13 protein-coding genes and 1 pseudogene are annotated in these 17,500 nt (G+C 61.0%); 1 reads left to right on the top strand and 13 read right to left on the bottom strand.

The genetic code is table 11. The annotated features are described in order from the left end of the window. Positions 1 to 29 precede the first annotated feature (29 nt). From K6T64_RS08660 to K6T64_RS08620, 9 genes and pseudogenes are all read right to left on the bottom strand, one after another. Entirely contained in the window at positions 30 to 1,451 is a 1,422-nt protein-coding gene (locus K6T64_RS08660; RefSeq protein ID WP_288009627.1) for a S41 family peptidase, read from the bottom strand. Between the two features lie 246 nt (positions 1,452 to 1,697). Further along, positions 1,698 to 2,582: a permease-like cell division protein FtsX gene (gene ftsX / locus K6T64_RS08655; RefSeq protein WP_100666789.1), complete on the bottom strand. Its 885-nt coding sequence runs from the start codon at positions 2,580 to 2,582 to the stop codon at positions 1,698 to 1,700. Then, complete coding sequence (ftsE, locus tag K6T64_RS08650; protein WP_013076147.1) at positions 2,579 to 3,259, bottom strand: cell division ATP-binding protein FtsE; 681 nt, start codon at positions 3,257 to 3,259, stop codon at positions 2,579 to 2,581. Before ftsE ends, ftsX begins: the two co-directional genes overlap by 4 nt. Before the next feature lie 271 nt (positions 3,260 to 3,530). Continuing rightward, on the bottom strand, positions 3,531 to 3,746 hold the full coding sequence (locus tag K6T64_RS08645; RefSeq protein WP_100666788.1) for a hypothetical protein: 216 nt from the start codon (positions 3,744 to 3,746) through the stop codon (positions 3,531 to 3,533). 190 nt (positions 3,747 to 3,936) lie between these two features. Then, entirely contained in the window at positions 3,937 to 4,758 is an 822-nt protein-coding gene (locus tag K6T64_RS08640) for an urease accessory protein UreD (protein ID WP_288009626.1), read from the bottom strand. Positions 4,759 to 4,760: 2 nt separating this feature from the next. Beyond that, positions 4,761 to 5,432 (bottom strand): urease accessory protein UreG, encoded by a 672-nt coding sequence (ureG, locus tag K6T64_RS08635; protein ID WP_100666786.1) that lies wholly within the window; start codon positions 5,430 to 5,432, stop codon positions 4,761 to 4,763. 70 nt (positions 5,433 to 5,502) lie between these two features. Further along, on the bottom strand, positions 5,503 to 6,216 hold the full coding sequence (locus K6T64_RS08630; protein ID WP_288009625.1) for an urease accessory protein UreF: 714 nt from the start codon (positions 6,214 to 6,216) through the stop codon (positions 5,503 to 5,505). 13 nt (positions 6,217 to 6,229) lie between these two features. Further along, the gene (gene ureC, locus K6T64_RS08625; protein ID WP_288009624.1) at positions 6,230 to 8,281 is read right to left on the bottom strand and encodes an urease subunit alpha; all 2,052 of its coding nucleotides are present in this window, start codon (positions 8,279 to 8,281) and stop codon (positions 6,230 to 6,232) included. A gap of 95 nt (positions 8,282 to 8,376) precedes the next feature. Further along, a pseudogene (locus K6T64_RS08620) lies at positions 8,377 to 8,676 on the bottom strand (urease subunit gamma); the annotation flags it as partial. A gap of 380 nt (positions 8,677 to 9,056) precedes the next feature. Here K6T64_RS08620 and K6T64_RS08615 point away from each other — a divergent pair. Next, positions 9,057 to 9,887: a potassium channel family protein gene (locus tag K6T64_RS08615; RefSeq protein WP_170084858.1), complete on the top strand. Its 831-nt coding sequence runs from the start codon at positions 9,057 to 9,059 to the stop codon at positions 9,885 to 9,887. Between the two features lie 11 nt (positions 9,888 to 9,898). Here the strand turns inward: K6T64_RS08615 and K6T64_RS08610 are convergent, their stop codons facing one another. The 4 genes from K6T64_RS08610 to K6T64_RS08595 form a co-directional block, all read right to left on the bottom strand. Further along, positions 9,899 to 11,530, bottom strand: a complete 1,632-nt coding sequence (locus K6T64_RS08610) for a long-chain fatty acid--CoA ligase (protein WP_100666782.1) — start codon at positions 11,528 to 11,530, stop codon at positions 9,899 to 9,901. Between the two features lie 119 nt (positions 11,531 to 11,649). Next, the gene (locus K6T64_RS08605; RefSeq protein WP_288009665.1) at positions 11,650 to 14,001 is read right to left on the bottom strand and encodes an S-layer homology domain-containing protein; all 2,352 of its coding nucleotides are present in this window, start codon (positions 13,999 to 14,001) and stop codon (positions 11,650 to 11,652) included. A 471-nt stretch (positions 14,002 to 14,472) separates the two neighbouring features. Then, on the bottom strand, positions 14,473 to 15,942 hold the full coding sequence (argH, locus tag K6T64_RS08600) for an argininosuccinate lyase (protein WP_288009621.1): 1,470 nt from the start codon (positions 15,940 to 15,942) through the stop codon (positions 14,473 to 14,475). Continuing rightward, positions 15,939 to 17,267: an argininosuccinate synthase domain-containing protein gene (locus K6T64_RS08595; protein WP_288009663.1), complete on the bottom strand. Its 1,329-nt coding sequence runs from the start codon at positions 17,265 to 17,267 to the stop codon at positions 15,939 to 15,941. Before K6T64_RS08595 ends, argH begins: the two co-directional genes overlap by 4 nt. Positions 17,268 to 17,500: the final 233 nt, after the last annotated feature.

Genomic DNA, 17,500 nt, shown 5'->3' with positions numbered 1-17,500 from the left:
CTGTTTATGTTTAACCGTGATCCGGATCCTCAGGCCTTCATGAAAGACTTCAGCACCTCGATCCCTTTTTGCATCACCGGGTCGCTCTGCTTTTCCTTGGCGATGACCGCATCATTCAAAGCCATAGCCGTATCCGGGTCGAGGATGCCGGTGGGCGAAAGCCCCTTCGCCTGCTGAAACGCCCGCAAGGCCTCCGCGGTCTGCGGACTGAAATACCCATCTGTCCGTCCCGGGGAGTACCCGAGCGCCTCGAGAAAATTTTGCATGATCTTCACGGAGGTGTCGGTACTATCAGGAGTTATCGGCCTTGTAATGGACAACGGAGGCAACTGCCAATAGTACGGCAGGGTCACCGGGTAATTCGGTTGGAGCCCCTTTTGGTGAATCCAATTCCCATCCGGCGTTAGCCATTTGGCCATGGTGTACTTGATGTTGCTGCCGTCGGGAAAATCAAGCTCCGTCTGGACCGTTCCCTTGCCGAACGATTTTTGTCCCACCAGGGGATCGTGGGCCGCCTCCTGCAGGGCCGCGGCGAGGATTTCCGCTGCACTGGCGCTGCCGCCGTCAATCAGGGCGACCACCGGAAAGGGCGCCCTGTCCAGGGTCGAACGATGGACGTCCTTCCGCCCCGCCCGGTCCACCACTTGAACGATAATCCCGTGGTTCGGGATGAGTTTATTGGCGATTTCCAGGCACGCCTCCAGATACCCCCCGGGATTCCCGCGCAAATCCAGGATCAAGCCGCGCATTCCCTGGGCCTGCAGCTTGGCGAGGGCATCGTCGAACTCCTTGCCGGTGTTCTCGTTAAACTGGGTAATGGCGATTCGCCCGATTCCCGGCTCCACCATGGACGAATCCACGGTGGTCAAGGGAACGGTGTCGCGTACCACTTTGATGTGCAGGACATCTTTCACCCCTGGGCGTTGGATCTCCAGATCCGCCACAGTGCCCTTTTTCCCGCGGATTAGCAAAACCGCGTCGTTGACGTTCATGCCTTGGAGACTTTTTCCGTTCACAGACAGAATTTGGTCGTTGGCCCGAAGGCCTGCCTTTTCCGCCGGCGAACCCTTGATCGGCGCCACCACGACGATCTTCCCGTTCTCCGATTTGACCTCAGCGCCGATGCCCTCGAAAGAGGACCCCAGCGATTCGTGAAACTGTTGAGCCGTCGATCGGTCCATGTAGCTGGAGAAGGGATCGCCCAGAGCCTGGACCATGCCTCCGATGGCGCCGTCCACCAATTTTGCATCGTCTACCGGTTGGTAGTACTGCGCTTTCAAGGTTTGAAAGGAACGAAACAACTTTTCGAATTCAGCCCGGTCCGCCGACGTCAACGGTACCCCGGGACTGAGCAGGTCGCCCCGCCACTGGAGAATTCCATAGGTGCCGGCGCTCCCCACGATCAGGGCCAGGACCACGGCGATGACCAGACTGCGAAAACGAACTTGCATGAACGCAGCACCACCCCTGACTCAATGTACGGCGCCCATCGACACCGTCTTACCTTGTATCTTGGCCAATCTCAGCCGCCGAGACAATAGCTGCATCCAGACAATCCGGGCGGTTCACCCGACCCGGCGCCCCGTCGCTCCGGGAGTCGTGGCAAACCGCCCGCGCTCGCCCGTTTTCTTCCATGAGCCACTGGCCGTCCCGGCGCACCCTGCGGAGCCCGAGCCGAGGAAACTTTTTACCTTTCCTCACACCCGCAGGAAGCGCCGCATCGATACCACGCTGCCCCAAACCCCGATAAAAGCCCCCACCCCCAACAGCAGGGCCGCCATCTGTTCAAGCAGGGGATGGGCAGGAACCAACTGAAAATAATAGAAGCTCGGTACGGCATCCACGAGGTATCGATACGCGACGACGATGACCACGATGGGGAACAGTGCCCCCAGTGCCCCGAGGAAGATCCCTTCTACAAAAAATGGCCAACGGATGAACCCGTTCGTGGCGCCCACCAGTTTCATGATCTCGATCTCCCGCCTCCGGGCGAAAATCGTCAGTTTAATGGTGTTGGCGATGAGAAACATGGCCGTAAACAAGAGCCCGACGATGAAAATCAAACCGATGTCCCGGACGATCCGGGTCACCTGGAACAACCGCTCCACCATGTCCCGGGCGTAACGCACCGAGTCCACCTCGGGCAACTTCTCGATGGCCGCCGCCACCTGTCCCGTCATCCGCGGATCCTTTGCCTGCACCACGAATTTGTCTGGCAGGGGATTTTGCTTATCCAGCCCATCGAGCAAATTGCTGTCCTGTTTGAGCGACGCCCGCAAATTGGCCAGCCCCTGCTCCTTGGACACGAAGGTCACCTTCGCCACATCCGGGCGGGCCACCAGCCACTGTTGCACCGCCTTGATCTGCTCCGGCGTGGTGCCGTCTTTTAGAATCACGTTCATCTGCACCTGCTGCTCCACTTGCCTGGACAGGTTCTGGACGTTCCAGGCCATTACCACAAACACGCCCAGGATGAGCAACGTCACCGCCACGGCGCTGATCGAGGCGACGGTCATCCACCCGTTACGCCCCAGGTTCAGCAGGCCTTCGCGGCAATGTCGACCCAGGGTACGCACCTTCATAATCCGTAAACCCCCCGCTCCTCGTCACGGACGATCCGGCCTTGCTCAATGGCGATCACGCGCTTTTTGCGGGTGTTCACAATATCCCGGTTGTGCGTCGCCATGACCACCGTAGTTCCGCGGTCATTGATCTTTTCCAGCAAGCGGAGAATCTCCCAGGACGTTTCCGGATCCAGGTTCCCCGTGGGCTCGTCCGCAATGAGCACCACCGGATTATTCACCAGAGCCCGGGCCACCGCCACCCGCTGCTGTTCCCCTCCGGAGAGCTCATTAGGCCGGGCGTGCATCTTGTGGGACAGCCCCACCAGCTCCATCACATCCGCCACTCGACGTCGAATCTGCCGCCGGGGCATCTCGATCACTTCCAGGGCGAAGGCCACGTTTTCCGCCGCCGTCAGCTGTGGAAGCAATTTAAAGTCCTGGAACACAACGCCAATATGGCGGCGCAGATAAGGAATGCGCCGCTCCCTCATGCGGTCGATATTGAAACCGTTCACGAAAATCTGCCCTTTCGTCGGCCTCTCCGCCCGGTACATCAACTTGACGAAGGTCGACTTTCCGGCGCCGCTCGGTCCGACCACGTATACAAATTCCCCCCGGTCGATCCGGATATCGATGCCTTGAAGGGCCGTCGCACCGTTCGGGTACGTCTTCCATACATCGTGCATCTCGATCATGCCGGCGATGTCCCTCCCTCTGCGTCCGCCGCCCGATGCGAGGATGATCCATAACCAGATTCGACACTGTAAATAAAAATTCCTGTCCGATTCGCCAAATCGGACAGGAATCGACACAGTCGTTTTTTCCCATCTCGCATCCGGGCAGCCACCCGCCACCCGCAGCACCCGTGAGCCCGTCCTGGGTTCTACGGGTGGGCCGTCACCCGCTCCGCCGGACGGGGCGGACCCAGGTGCAGATCGGTCTTCCCGCCGTCTCAGCCCCATAGAATCAAAGGTAGTTCCATACCCGGCGCCGGCGATGCCACCGACGGACCGGCTTCGGCCGGTTCGCCTCGCCGGCGGCCGTCAACTCGTCGATGCTCTCCTGGAGTTCCATGTGGCGCACCAAAAGCTTTACCCGATCCTCCGGCGAAGCGAACAGATACATCTCCATCACTTCGTCCTTTTGGCGCTCCAAGTCGCGCAGCGTCTTCACTTGCGCCATCCTCCCCATCCTCCTCTCGGGTATCCGCAGATCGTCGTCGGCACCGGAAAACCGGCACCGCCGAGGCCTTTATTGTTGCGTTAGCTAAATGGCAACTTTGCTTATTTGTACTGTACCAAAAAGAAACGTTATATGTCAAGTTAACCTAACGTAAAATTGCTCCAAAAATCGCCGCTTCTTTACGCGCCCTTCACGGCTTCCGCACCGGCCAAGCCGGACTGCCGATCAAACGCGGCCGCAGAACTTCCCTGACACGGTACACCCATGCCTGCAACGGCCGCACCGACCGGCTCAGGGCACGAAGGACGCAGCCCCCTCGCTCCAGGCGGGACACGCCACCGTAAATCTCCTCCTCACCGGCCTCCGTCACTTCCCGAAGAAGTTCGATTTCCTCCTCTCCCAACTGATCGGACACCACCCACAGCGTGGCCATGTGGGTAAACTCCCCCCAGGCGGTACCCATCGGCATCCCGGCCGGTTCTATCCACAGCGAATCCCACGCCGTCCACACCCCATCGCAATAAATGGACGTTTGCAGGCGCAAGTCCGCAAACCGAAACACCTCCCCCATTCCCCACCGCCCCGGCGTCACCGTTTCCGCCACCAAGGCGACTCCTCCCGCAGCCACTTCCAGCACCGTCTCTCCGCGGTGGCGAGACCCGGCAAAGGGCACCACCGGGTCGGGAAAATACTCCAAAACGGCGCCCCGTTCCACCCGGAACCGCTGAATGAGCACGCTCTCCGCCTCTTCGGCCCCGGGGTGGAGGCGGCAGGACGATTGGGTGGTCAAAAAGAGGCGCGCCCCGGGACCCAAGGCGCACGCGATCTCGTACCGATCGCCGCCCAAAAGACCCGGGGACGCGTCCATAAGGTAAATCACCATGGTTCCGTCCTCGGCGTAGAACGGTTTCGCCACCTTCAGCGGCGCCTGTTGGTAACTGTCGGCAAGCACCGTCCGGCCCCCGCGCACCGCCGCCGTCCCCCGCCACACTCCGTGGACCCGCCGCTCCATCCTCAGCCGGCCGCCTCGGCCCTGTGATACTGATCGGCCAGCCAGCGGGCGATATCCGCCACCCCGACATTTTTCATCAAATTCGTGAACACGAACGGCCGGTCGCCCCGCATCGCCCGGGAATCCCGGTCCATCACATCCAGGCTCGCGCCGACGTACGGAGCCAGGTCGATCTTATTGATCACCAGGAGGTCCGACTGTCGCACCCCTGGGCCGCCCTTCCGGGGAATTTTGTCCCCCTGAGCCACATCGATGACGTAAATGAACAGATCGGCCAATTCCGGACTGAAAGCCGCCGCGAGATTGTCTCCGCCGCTCTCGATGAAAATCATATCCAGATCCGGAAAACGCTTCTCCAATTCTTCTACGGCATCCATGTTCATCGAAGCGTCCTCCCGGATGGCGGTGTGCGGACACCCTCCCGTCTCCACCCCAATGATGCGCTCCCCGGGAAGAACGCCGGTTCGGACCAGAATCTCCGCATCCTCTTTCGTATAAATATCATTTGTAATGACCGCCACACTGTAGGTATTTTTCAGCTCCGCGCACAATTTTTCCACCAAAGCCGTCTTTCCGGATCCCACCGGCCCTCCGACCCCCACCCGCATCGGCCTGCCGCCGGCAAAACTCCGATGCCGCCACTCGTGATGATGATGATCATGACCTTGACACACGGACTCTTCCTCCTTGGTCTCACTCGATTTCTTGTCCGCGCGATCGCTGGCCGGAGACGACGCCGGCCGATCACGACATGAACAGCCTGGAATACAGCGTCTCGTGGCGAATTCCCGCCACCTCTTGAAACACACACGCCGCCCCCATCTGCCAGGGTTCCGGACGGAGCCGCACGATCTCCCCCGCCGCCGCCTCCACATCGGGCAAAAGATCCCGAATCGTCCTCTGGGCGTCGGTCTGGCCCACCACCGACAGGCGCAGCGCGCATTGGACCACCCCGACCACCCCGGCATACAGATACCCCGCCACGGCGTCCTCGGCCCCTCCGCCGAGATGCGCCCACAACCATCCGTGGACCACCGGGGCCTGGCCGAAGCACCCCCCTTCTTCAATCCATCTCCGGTACCTTTCGATGCCGGCTTCCGGGTACACCGCTTCCGCCAGTCGAACATACCGCCGGCCGATCTTCACACTCCCTTCCCGGGATTCCCGCGCCAGCCGGATGAGAGTGAGACGCCGGTCCACCTCCTGGAGACGCTCCTCTCCGAGCGAGCCCGGGGAGGTGAGTCCGCCTCCCGACACGACGGCGTGGGCACAAAACACCCCCACCCCGTCGGTCCGACCGGTTCCCGCCCACACCGACGCCTCCAGCCATCTGCGCAGCTCCCCCGGACCGGACACGCGGCCTTCCCGCACCGCGGTCTCCAGGCCGAACGAGTGGGCGAACGCGCCGGTGGGAAACGCGGAATCCAACAGAGGCAGCCCCCGCAGATCGAGACGCATTGCCCGTCCCCCTTCAAAAAAGAAAATACCGCTGACCCATGGAGACGGTCCGGATCGGTTCACACGCCGCCAGGACACCGTCCACCCAAACCTGATAGGTTTCCGGATTCACCTCGATCCGGGGCGTGGCGGAGTTGTTCACCATGTCCTTTTTTCCTAGGTTTCGACAGTTCTTCACCGGAACCACCTCCCGGCGCAATCCCAACCGATCCCGAATGCCCGCCTCCCAAGCCGCTCTGGACACGAAGGTAAAACATCGACCCGGGGCGGCCGCCCCGAACGCCGCGAACATCGGCCGGCCGAACACCGGCTGGGGCGTGGGAATCGACGCACCCGCATCTCCCATGGCGGCATGGACGATCATCCCGCCTTTGATCACCAGTTCCGGTTTCACCCCGAAAAAAGCCGGTTTCCAAAGCACGAGATCCGCCCATTTGCCCGGTTCCACCGAACCCACGTAATCGGCGATCCCGTGGGTGATGGCCGGGTTGATGGTGTATTTCGCAATGTAACGCTTCACCCGCTCATTGTCGTTGTCGCCCCGTTCTTCCGGAAGGCGGCCCCTCTGTCGCTTCATTTTGTCCGCCGTCTGCCAGGTCCGGAGAATCACCTCGCCCACCCTTCCCATGGCCTGGGAGTCGGAGCTCATCATGCTCAGCGCTCCGATGTCGTGAAGAATATCCTCGGCCGCGATGGTCTCCGGGCGAATGCGCGAATCGGCAAAAGCCACATCTTCGGGAATCCGGCTGTCCAAATGGTGGCAGACCATGAGCATATCCAGGTGTTCATCGATGGTGTTCACCGTAAACGGCCGGGTGGGATTCGTCGAGGACGGCAGGACATTCGCCTCGCCCGCCAGGCGAATGATGTCCGGAGCGTGGCCGCCGCCGGCCCCTTCGGTGTGATACGTGTGAATCGTCCGCCCGGCGATGGCCGCAATGGTCGTCTCCACAAACCCCGCCTCGTTCAAGGTGTCTGTATGGATCGCCACCTGCACGTCATGCCGGTCCGCCGCCCGAAGGCACGCGTCGATGGCCGCCGGGGTGGATCCCCAATCCTCGTGAAGCTTCAGCCCGGCCGCCCCGGCCAGGATCTGCTCGTCCAAGGCGGCCTCGGTCGAGGCGTTGCCTTTGCCTAGAAAGCCGAGATTGACGGGGAAACCCTCCGCCGCTTCCAGCATGCGATGAATGTTCCACGCCCCCGGGGTACAGGTGGTGGCATTGGTGCCCGTGGCCGGCCCGGTCCCGCCTCCGATCATCGTCGTGATTCCCGAAGCCAGGGCGACCTCCACTTGTTGCGGACAAATGAAATGGATGTGGGTGTCAATCCCGCCCGCAGTGACGATGCACCCTTCCCCCGCCACCACTTCAGTGGAAGCGCCGACAATCATGTCCGGGCGCACCCCGTCCATGGTGTCCGGGTTCCCCGCCTTTCCCACTCCGACGATCCGCCCGTTTTTGATCCCGATGTCCCCTTTGACAATGCCCCAGTGGTCGATGACCAGGGCGTTGGTGATCACGAGATCGAGGACGCCGTCCCGGCGGAGCGCCCTGGCCGACTGTCCCATCCCGTCCCGCAGCACCTTCCCCCCGCCAAACTTGCATTCATCGCCGTACACGGTAAAATCTTTTTCCACTTCGACGACCAACTCGGTATCGGCCAAACGAACCCGATCACCGACCGTGGGTCCGAACATCCCCGCATACGCCTCCCGGGTCATCACCAGCCCCCCTCCCGGGGTCGGGGAGCCGTCGGCTCCCCCGGCAGGACCGTTCACACGCCCGCGATGGCCGTACACCTCCCGGGTCCCGCCGAATTCCACCAGGGTCACCTGTTTCTCCTCCCCGGGCTCGAAACGCACCGCCGTCCCGGCGGGGATATTCAGCCGCATTCCCCGGGCTTTTTCCCGATCGAAATCGAGCGCCTCGTTCACTTCGTAAAAATGAAAATGCGACCCCACCTGGATGGGGCGATCGCCCCGATGGACCACGGTGATCGTCACCATCCGCCGCCCCTCGTTGATCCGGATGACGTCGGGACGCAGGAACAATTCCCCCGGATTCATCGTATCGCCGCCCCTTCCCCAGTCACCGCGCCCCCATCGCCCGCACCGGGGTCCGCGTCGCCCCGATCGGCGTCCCCGCCCGGCTTTGCCTTGGGCTGAATCGGCCGGTGAACCGTCACCAACTTCGTCCCGTCCGGAAAGGTGGCCTCGACCTGGACCTCTTCGATCATGTCCGCCACGCCTTCCATGACGTCGTCCTCGGTGAGCAGCGTCCGGCCCCACTGCATCAACTCCGCCACCGATTTTCCGTCCCGGGCCCCTTCGAGAATTTCGTGGGTGAGAATGGCCACCGCCTCGGGATAGTTGAGCTTGAGCCCTCGGCTTCGGCGGCGCCGGGCCAGATCCGCGGCCACCACCACGAGCAGCTTTTCCTTTTCCCGCTCCGTCAGGTGCATTCCGCCCCCTCCTTTCCCCAACCCTATCCCCCATGGGTCACTGCGAATCAACTGCTTCCATGATAGAAAGATTCCGTTCATCCGTCAAGAATATATCTTACAATGTATGTTAGATTCTGCTTTAGCCTACACGCTCGCCGGCGATCTCTCGAAATCTGGCGGTCGCTTGATCAACATCTATGGTCATTGAACTCGAGCGCCACTCTCTCTTCGGCAACGCCCTGCTTCGAGGCCGCCGTCCTCGTGATCCTGATCGATGGATATTTGTGCCTTCGTCCCCGATTCCACCGAAAGACCCATTGCCGCCCGGTGTAAATTGGTCTATATTTTGACATGACAAAGTGATCAGCGCGGAGAACGCGCCCGCAGGAGGAACGGTTGTGGACGGCGAGAGCGGACCAAAGCGACGGGGCAACGAGACCGCCGGCGTGTTCGGCGAGGCGTGGCAAACCATACGGACATCTTCCATTTTCGTCAAAACGGTGGGCACACTGCTTCTGACGGCGGTGCTGTTGCTCTCCCTCACGCCGGTCGTGGCCGTCATTCCGTTTCGGGCGGGGTTGGGGGCGCTGATCATCGGGTTTTGGGCGCTGGGGCTGGCGGTGGTCGCGTACCACAACTGGCCCCTGTCCATGGGCCTGTCCGCCGTTCATGTGGTCCTGTTGCTCCATCTCAACGGAAGCCGACTCTTTTCTGACGCCGCTGCCAACTTCTCGTCCACCGGACTGCTGCTCATCCTCAGCTCAATAATGTACGTGGAACTGTTGGTCCTCATGATTTATTACGCTTACAAAATCAGTTTACAGCGGCGCCCTCGTCCCCTGGCGGAACATCCTTGGGCCGGGCTGTTGTTCCGCCTTGATCTGACCTTGTACAGGCTCCGGATTCTCGTCATCCCGGTGCTCTACGTCGTGATTGTGATCGTCACCATCCTGACCTTTGGCCAGATTTACAACGATCTCATCTCTTTCACGCCAAACAACATGACCTATTTCAGCACCGGAGAAACCATCGACCCTTGGGACACGGTCTATTTTAGCTCGGTGACCTTTTTTACCATTGGCTACGGGGACATCATTCCCCAGGGGCGCCTTTTGAAGCTGTTCGTCCAACTCGAAATGGTGATCGGCCACCTCATCAACGTGTTTTACGGCGCCATACTCCTCAACTTTGTGGTCACCAACATCGCTCGCCCCCGCCGGGACAACTAAGGCCACCACAATCATTGCGCCGCGTCCGGCACGTTTCGGGGATACCAATCCTTAAATTGTTCCCTTAATTTCGACTTCAGGAACTTCCCCGCTGAAGTCCTCGGAATCTCATCCAAAAACACAAAGCCGTCCGGCAGCCACCATTTCGCAAATCGGGCCGCCAAGTATTCCCGCAGTTCTTCCTCCCCTGCGTCGGCCCCCCGCTTCAACACAACCGCCGCCACGGGGCGCTCCTGCCATTTTGGATGGGGAACCGCGAAGACCGCTGCTTCGGCCACCGCCGGATGGCCCATGAGGGCATTCTCCAGGTCGAGAGAGCTGATCCACTCGCCGCCGGATTTGATCAAATCCTTGGCCCGGTCGGTGATCTTCACATACCCTTCCGGATCGATGACGGCGATGTCCCCGGTGCGGAACCAGCCGTCCTCGGTAAAACTGTCGGCGCTCTCCGGGCGATTGTAATAAGACGCCGCCACCCAAGGCCCCCGGATCTGGAGCTCGCCCATCGTCTGGCCATCCCAAGGCGCCACGCCGTGTTCGCCCACGATCCGCAGATCGAGCAACGGAAGGGCATAGCCTTGTTTCGCCCGAAAGGCGTATCGTTCATCCTCGCTGAAGTGTGACAACGTGGATTTTACATGGCCCAGGGTCGCCACCGGGCTCGTTTCGGTCATTCCCCAGCCGTGCACCACCTTGAGCCCGAAACGGTCGAAAGCCCGGATCATCCCCTCCGGCGCCGCCGCCCCGCCCACCAACATGCGCATGGGCTGAAGCCTCCATCTCTCCGGTTCCCGCTCCAATTCTTGCACGATCCCCAGCCAAATCGTCGGCACTCCGGCCGTCACCGTCACCTGCTCCGCCTCGTAGAGCTCAAGCAGGCTCACCGGATCAAGATGGGGACCCGGAAAAACTTGCTTGGCCCCCACCATCACCGAGGTAAAAGGCAGTCCCCAGGCGTTGGCGTGGAACATCGGCACCACCGGAGTCACGGTATCTTCTTGGGCTATGCCCACAGCCCCCGCCATAGCGCTGGCCAGAGAATGAAGGACCAGCGCCCGGTGGGAGTATACGACCCCCTTCGGTTTCCCCGTGGTCCCGGAGGTGTAGCACATCCCCGCCGCCTCGCGTTCATCCAAATCCGGATATTGAAAATCCCCACTTGCCGTCGCCAAAAACTCCTCATAGCTCTCGTAACCATCCGGAATCTTTTGGCGACTTAGGGGAACCACGAAAACCCGTTCCACCCCAACCCGATCCTTGACTTGTTCGAACAAGGGTACTAGGACGTCGTCCACGAGAAGGAACCGGTCTTCCGCATGGTTCATAATGTAGGCGATGTCGTCGGGATGCAGCCGCAGATTTAACGTGTGCAGCACCCCTCCCGCGGCGGGTATACCAAAATACGCCTCCAAATGGGCGTAATGGTTCCACATCAACGTCGCCACCCGGTCACCCCGCCGCAGTCCCGCTCTTTGTAACGCTTCGGCTAACTGCCGGCTCCGGTGGTAGAAATCCCGGTAACGATACCGGTGATACGACTTGTCTGGTCTCCTCGACACGATTTCTACATCCCCGAAATAGATCCCGGCATGCTCCAGAAACGACGTCAACAAAAGGGGGGTATCCATCATGGTGCCGTACATATCTTTCGACCTCCTCGGTCATTATTCTTCATTATACATGACTATCTGTATTTTTGAAGTGTTCCGTTACAGGTACACATAAAAGCCCGGGTATCCGTCGACCCCCGGGCCACTCCCTGCTATTTCAATTCCAATAAGCGATACAGCACCACCGCCGCCTGGGCTCGGCTGGCCGGATCGTCCGGGAGGAACTTGCCGTCGGACCCCCGCATGAGTCCGAGCCCCGTCACCACCGCGGCATCGGCCAACTCGCGATCGGATCGGCCGCTCATATCGGAATAGGGATTCTGAAAAATCCCCGTAACTTTTGTCAAATCCTGATAACCCTGTTCCCGAACCAGGATGTCGGCCATGGCGATCCGGGTCAGCGGTTCGTCCGGATGAAACTGCTTCCCGGCGTCGATCCATCCCCGCTGCAACGCCCACTCAATATAGGGGTAATCCGGGTGGTTGGAAGGAACATCCTCAAAACTCGGCATATCCGGGATCGGGCCGCCGTAAGGAGAGACCGCCCGCATCAACGCCGCCACAAAATCCCCCCGGGTGATGGGTTGATCCGGCGCGATCTTTCCGTTCACGGGCTGCATAATCCCCGCTTGAAAAAGAGCGCTCAGTTCCTTTTCCGCCCAGTGGCCGCGGATCTCATCCAGGTTTACGTTGCCGGGCTGTGCGCCGAACGGCTGGATCCACTGGCCTGTAAGGGCATCCCATCCGATGAGCGGCGCGTCGCTGACCGGCAAGTAAACCAAGCGCACCGGGCCGGGCTCGCCGCTGTTCGGTTGCATCAACTGGACATAGGCCAGGGTCATGTGGATCGCGTTCAGATAGGCCTCCCTGGCCTGCTCGCTCGGTTTGGGCTGTCCTTCCGGATAATTGATGCCCATTCCTGGATCGTCGGCAAACCGGGCATAGTAGTTCGTGACCTGCCCGGTGGTTTTGTCCACAGAAACGCTGACGTTAGAGAGATCGTCGATCACCCCGTGGTGGAGGTGGAGGGCATTGACCACGTAATTCTGGGCAATCGGAGGTTTGACGATCGCCGGCCCGGCCGGAATCATGGGTCCCGCCATCGATTTGTTGAAGAGGATCGGTCCGTCCTCAGGCTGGTTCTCGGGTACGGCCAGGGCCCCAAGCCGGTTCGGCAATACACGTTTCAAGAAGTCGAGCGCCACCCGCCGCGCCTGGTCCGCAGTCACCGCCGGGGGACCCGCCGCACTCTTCTCATTCATCGGTATCGGGCGCCCGGTGTTGAATGAAACGACCTCGCCGCTCATGGCATCGACGCCCACGTTCACCGACGTGTTATCCGGTTCCGTAAAGGTGAAGGTCCACGTGGGATGCTGGCCCCGGCCGCCGTCGTTGAGATTGCTGGTGACCAGGGTGGCTGAAGTCGAAAGCTCGGAGAGCGAGCGGGCAATGCGCTCGGCTGCGCTTTCATCGAGGGGCTTGCTGAAGAATGTGGGAACCTCGGGGCCGCCCGGCATCAGCGGGGTCGGGGTCGGAGCGTCGGGTACCGAAAGCGAGTTCCCGTTGCCATCGATCCACTGGGCGCTCGACGCATCCAAGACCATCGGGCCCACCGGGGCATAGCCCAGGCCCGGCGTGATGGTGGAGGCCGCAACATTGGCCTGATACACCATGCGCACCTGAGCCACCCCCGCCCATTTACTGGGATCCGGTATGTAATGAGCGCTCACCCGCAGGGTGTTGGCCAACGTCGCCTGAGCCTGCCCCTCGCCCAGCGCCGGCTTGCTGCCCGGAAACAGGACATTCGTCGACCACACAAAATCGTACGAGCTCACCTGGCCGTCCGGGCTGATCATCACTCGAAAACCGTTGGACGGAAACGGCACCCCGTCCTGCACCCGGGCAAAGGCAAAGACAAACCCCAACAAGCCCTGCGGCCCCATGGCCTCCTGAACCGGCCAGGCGGTAATCTGCTGGGATTCCACCGGCTGCAGTTTTTTGACGAGGTCGAGGGCCGTTTCCCGGGCCTGTTCCTGGGTCACGGTCGGTGGAAACGCTTGATCTTTGCCCTTCCAATGCTGATAAGACAGGATCGCACCGCTGTCCGCGTCCACCGAGGCATTGTAGCTGTCGCCCGGCCCCCCTTGAAAGGGAGGGGTCTGCCAACTGAGGTTCCAGCGGCGTCTGCCGTCCGGCGCCCCGGACATGAACGAATAATTAAACGTCATGTCCGGCGTAACGCGAAATCCGAACGCATCCATCACTTTCTGTTTTGCCGCATCGATGGAAACCCGAGCATCTTTCGGCGGTGCTTGGACCACGCCGCCACCGGGGGTCGAGGCCACGCCGCCGGGTGTGCCGCTCACCGGAAGGCCGGGTCCCCCGGGGCCCCCGGGTACAATCGGCACGGCCCCCGCCGCCACAGCGGGCACCACCGGGCCAGCCAAGAGAGCCGCCACCCCCAGAGACACGAAAACCCCTTTCTTGACCGAACTGTGACCCATCTCGTTCACGCTCCTCCTCTCACCTTACGACGCTTTGTCGCTAGATCTATCATACCGGTACTGCCGGCTCGAAATAAATGCCCGTTTTCGCCCCGGATTCGCCCTGGCCCGCCCGGGTGTGCCGTTTCAAGGGCTCACCCTTTCGGGCCGAACATCGGCATCTTCGCCACCTTCCCGTCTAGCAATTTCCTGCTTTACAAACCCCTCATTTTGTGACAAAATCATGTCAAACGCCGGAAGAAGGTGTGGACATGAAAGCAATGCGTTCCATCGCCATCGGAGTGTTCGCCGGTCTGTTCGCCGTCGTCTCCTTGGTCATTCTTCCGATTCTCCTGATTGTCGGAGATTTTACATTTTAAACCTGTTGGGTTGATTTCATAACGGACATGAGCCGACACCAAAAAAGGGCGTCTGCGGAACCCCTGGGTTCCACGGACACCCCCGCCGGTGCCGGCCCTTCTTCCTTCACCGTCACGACCCTTCCTCTTGGTTGCCCCCCGCTGCGGGTTCGGCGCTCGATCGGGCGTCCCCCGGCTCAGGATCCGCCCCGGTATCCGAACCTTCCGACCAGTCCTCCAGCCACCTGGCGGCTCGCTCCAGCTGTGCCTTCACGGCCCCGGTTCCGGTGCCGCCCCGAACATTCCGGGCGTCCACCACACGGCGGGGGTCCAGCGCCTGGAAAACGTCCTCGTCGAAAAGCGGTGAAAACTCCCGGTACTCCTCCAGGCTGAGGTCGCCCAGGAAGCAGGACCGCTGAACACAGTGGAGCACCAGCTTGCCGATCACCTCATGAGCCTGGCGAAACGGCAACCCTTTGCGCACGAGATAATCGGCGAGATCGGTGGCACCCGAGAAATCCTCCGCCACCGCCCGGGCCAACCGCTCCCGGCGCACCTCCAGGGTGCGGACCAAGCCGCTGAACAGCGCCAGGGCGCCTTTCAGGGTGTCCACGGTGTCGAACATGCCTTCTTTGTCTTCCTGTAAATCTTTGTTGTAGGCGAGCGGCAGCCCCTTCATCACCGTCAGCAAGCCGACCAGATGGCCCACCACCCGGCCCGTCTTTCCCCGAACCAACTCCGGTACATCGGGGTTTTTCTTTTGGGGCATGATGCTCGACCCCGTGCAATAAGCGTCGTCCAGTTCGATAAACCCGAACTCCGTCGACGACCACAGAATGAACTCCTCGCTCATCCGGGACAAGTGGACCATGAGGATCGCCGCCGCCGCCAGAAACTCGAGAATGAAATCCCGATCGCTCACGGCGTCCATGCTGTTTTCGTACAATCGCCCGAACCCCAGTTCCCGGGCGACGGATTCCCGGTCGATCGGAAACGTCGTACCGGCCAGGGCGCCCGCCCCGAGCGGCATCATGTCCACCCGCTTGCGCGCATCCCGCAGTCGCTCCGCGTCCCGGGCAAACATCCAAAAATACGCCGCCAAGTGGTGGGCCAGAAGAACCGGCTGGGCCCGCTGGAGATGAGTGTAGCCGGGGAGGATCACATCCAAGTATTTATGCGCCGTCTCCACCAGGGCCCGCTGGAGATCGACGATGAGCTCGATGATCTCGTCGATCTCCCGGCGCAGGTAGAGATGCATATCCAACGCCACCTGATCGTTCCGGCTCCGGCCGGTGTGCAGCTTGCCGCCCACCGGCCCGATGAGATCGATCAGGTGTTTCTCCAGGTTCATATGGACATCTTCCTGGGCCACGTCGAACTCCAGAGTTCCGGCCTCCAGGCGGCGCCGGAGTTCCTCAAGCCCTTCGGCGATCTTCTCCACGTCTTCTTGGGGGACAATGCCACACCGGCCGAGCATTTTCACATGGGCCAGGCTGCCTTCCAGGTCTTCTTTCGCAAGACGCCGGTCAAAACCGATGGAGGCCGTGTAGGCCTCCACCAACTCGTTCGTGGGTTTCGTAAACCGTCCGCCCCAAAGCTTCACCGGACCGTCTCCCCCGCCTTCTCGGCCCCCGGGGCTACAGGCGCCCCCGCCGATGCGGCACCTTCCACACCGGCCGCCGACCCCCGGTGCACCTGAGCGTACACTTTGGTGGGCAAGCCCCACAATTTGATGAATCCCTCCGCCGCATGATGATCAAAGGCATCCTCGGGGTTGTAGGTCGCCAATTTAAAATCATACAGCGACACCGGCGATCTCCGGGCCACCGCCTGGAACTGACCTTTGAACAGTTTCACCTTCACCTCTCCGGTCACCGTGCGCTGGGTCTCCCGGATAAAGGCGTCCACCGCCTGCTTCAGCTTCGCCGCGCACTTCTTGAGCGCTGCGTAGGTATCCTCGCCAACAATGCTGGGCACCTCCAACTCGCCCAACGAGTTGGTATGGAAGAGATCGATCAGGAGGTCGAACGTGTCCGGGTTCGCCACGACCGTCCACTTGTAGACCTCCTTGTACGGCTTCTTTTTGTTGCCGTCCTGACACATGCCCTTCAGGGTCAGGGTGAAGGTTGTGCCGGGCATCGTGTACGCTAGCGGCCACCAAGTGCGGATCCCTTTGACGTTCTTGGGTGTGCCGGTCTGATACACCTTGTAGCCGCCGAAGATCGGGCACTTTTGCGAAGGCGGCGACACCTTGAGGAGATCGATGTACTGAACGACCGGATACTCGCAACAGGAGTCGTCGCCCGTCCCCTTGAAGCCGCTGATGAACGCCTCCCAGTCGAACGTGCCGTCCGATTTCGTCGCCAGGCAGAAGACGCCCGGGATCGCCAGCTTCGCCGCCGGGATCGGTGTCGCGTGTGCGCCCTTCCAGCAGCTCATCGTCCCAAATGGCCCCTCAGCGTAGCTGTTGACGGTATAGACCTGCGCCAGCTTGAACTCGTGCACGCAGCCACCCTCGTCTCCACCGCCCTCGGGACACCCCGGCGTCCAGTACTGGAACGTTTGGGAGCGGGCGTTGCCATAGCTGGACTGATCCACGAAGTAGAGCCCGTTGACGAAGAAGGTGCTCAGCACCGGCTTGCGGTTCGTGTAGACACAGAAGACCAGCAGCTCCTTGCTGGGACTGATGCCGTTCTGGACCGCCTGGGTCGCGCTGGTGCTCCACTGGATCGCATCCGTCCGCGGCGCCTGCCAGGTGTTCGGCGACCAGGTGGAATCCTCGGACTGGTCCTTCTTCTTCGGTTTAAGCGCCAGGAACGATTCGCGGCAGTTGGAGACCGTAAACCCGAAGATGTAATTGATGGGGAACTTCCCATCAAGGTCTTTGTTCCTGAGCGTGTAGATGTACTTGTAAAGGTACTTCTGCACCTCGGACGGGTCGTGCGGGCCGACCTTGCAGACAACCAGGCTCAGGCCAAACGGCGTCTTGGCGTCCGGGAAGTTGAACGTCTCTTCGGCGTAGGTGAAGACCAGATCCTCGATCCTGAAGGTGGCGTCGCTCACGTCCTTGAAGGTCGTGCTCGTGCTGTACTTGATTGCCACCTCGATCAGCGCGTTGGTGGTCGCCGACCCGGTCACCACCCAGGCGAAGCTCCCGGTGT

Source organism: Kyrpidia sp. (assembly GCF_023512215.1).
Taxonomy (GTDB): Bacteria; Bacillota; Bacilli; order Kyrpidiales; family Kyrpidiaceae; genus Kyrpidia; species Kyrpidia spormannii.
This window is presented reverse-complemented; position numbering and strand designations above follow the sequence as displayed.

Bases quoted from the DNA above. Each gene is read 5' to 3' on its own strand.
- ftsX (WP_100666789.1), bottom strand. From the start codon at position 2,582: ATGAAGGTGCGTACCCTGGGTCGACATTGCCGCGAAGGCCTGCTGAAC.
- ureC (WP_288009624.1), bottom strand. From the start codon at position 8,281: ATGAATCCGGGGGAATTGTTCCTGCGTCCCGACGTCATCCGGATCAAC.
- K6T64_RS08645 (WP_100666788.1), bottom strand. From the start codon at position 3,746: ATGGCGCAAGTGAAGACGCTGCGCGACTTGGAGCGCCAAAAGGACGAA.
- ftsE (WP_013076147.1), bottom strand. From the start codon at position 3,259: ATGATCGAGATGCACGATGTATGGAAGACGTACCCGAACGGTGCGACG.
- K6T64_RS08630 (WP_288009625.1), bottom strand. From the start codon at position 6,216: ATGCGTCTCGATCTGCGGGGGCTGCCTCTGTTGGATTCCGCGTTTCCC.
- K6T64_RS08605 (WP_288009665.1), bottom strand. From the start codon at position 14,001: ATGGGTCACAGTTCGGTCAAGAAAGGGGTTTTCGTGTCTCTGGGGGTG.
- K6T64_RS08640 (WP_288009626.1), bottom strand. From the start codon at position 4,758: ATGGAGCGGCGGGTCCACGGAGTGTGGCGGGGGACGGCGGCGGTGCGC.
- K6T64_RS08660 (WP_288009627.1), bottom strand. From the start codon at position 1,451: ATGCAAGTTCGTTTTCGCAGTCTGGTCATCGCCGTGGTCCTGGCCCTG.
- K6T64_RS08610 (WP_100666782.1), bottom strand. From the start codon at position 11,530: ATGTACGGCACCATGATGGATACCCCCCTTTTGTTGACGTCGTTTCTG.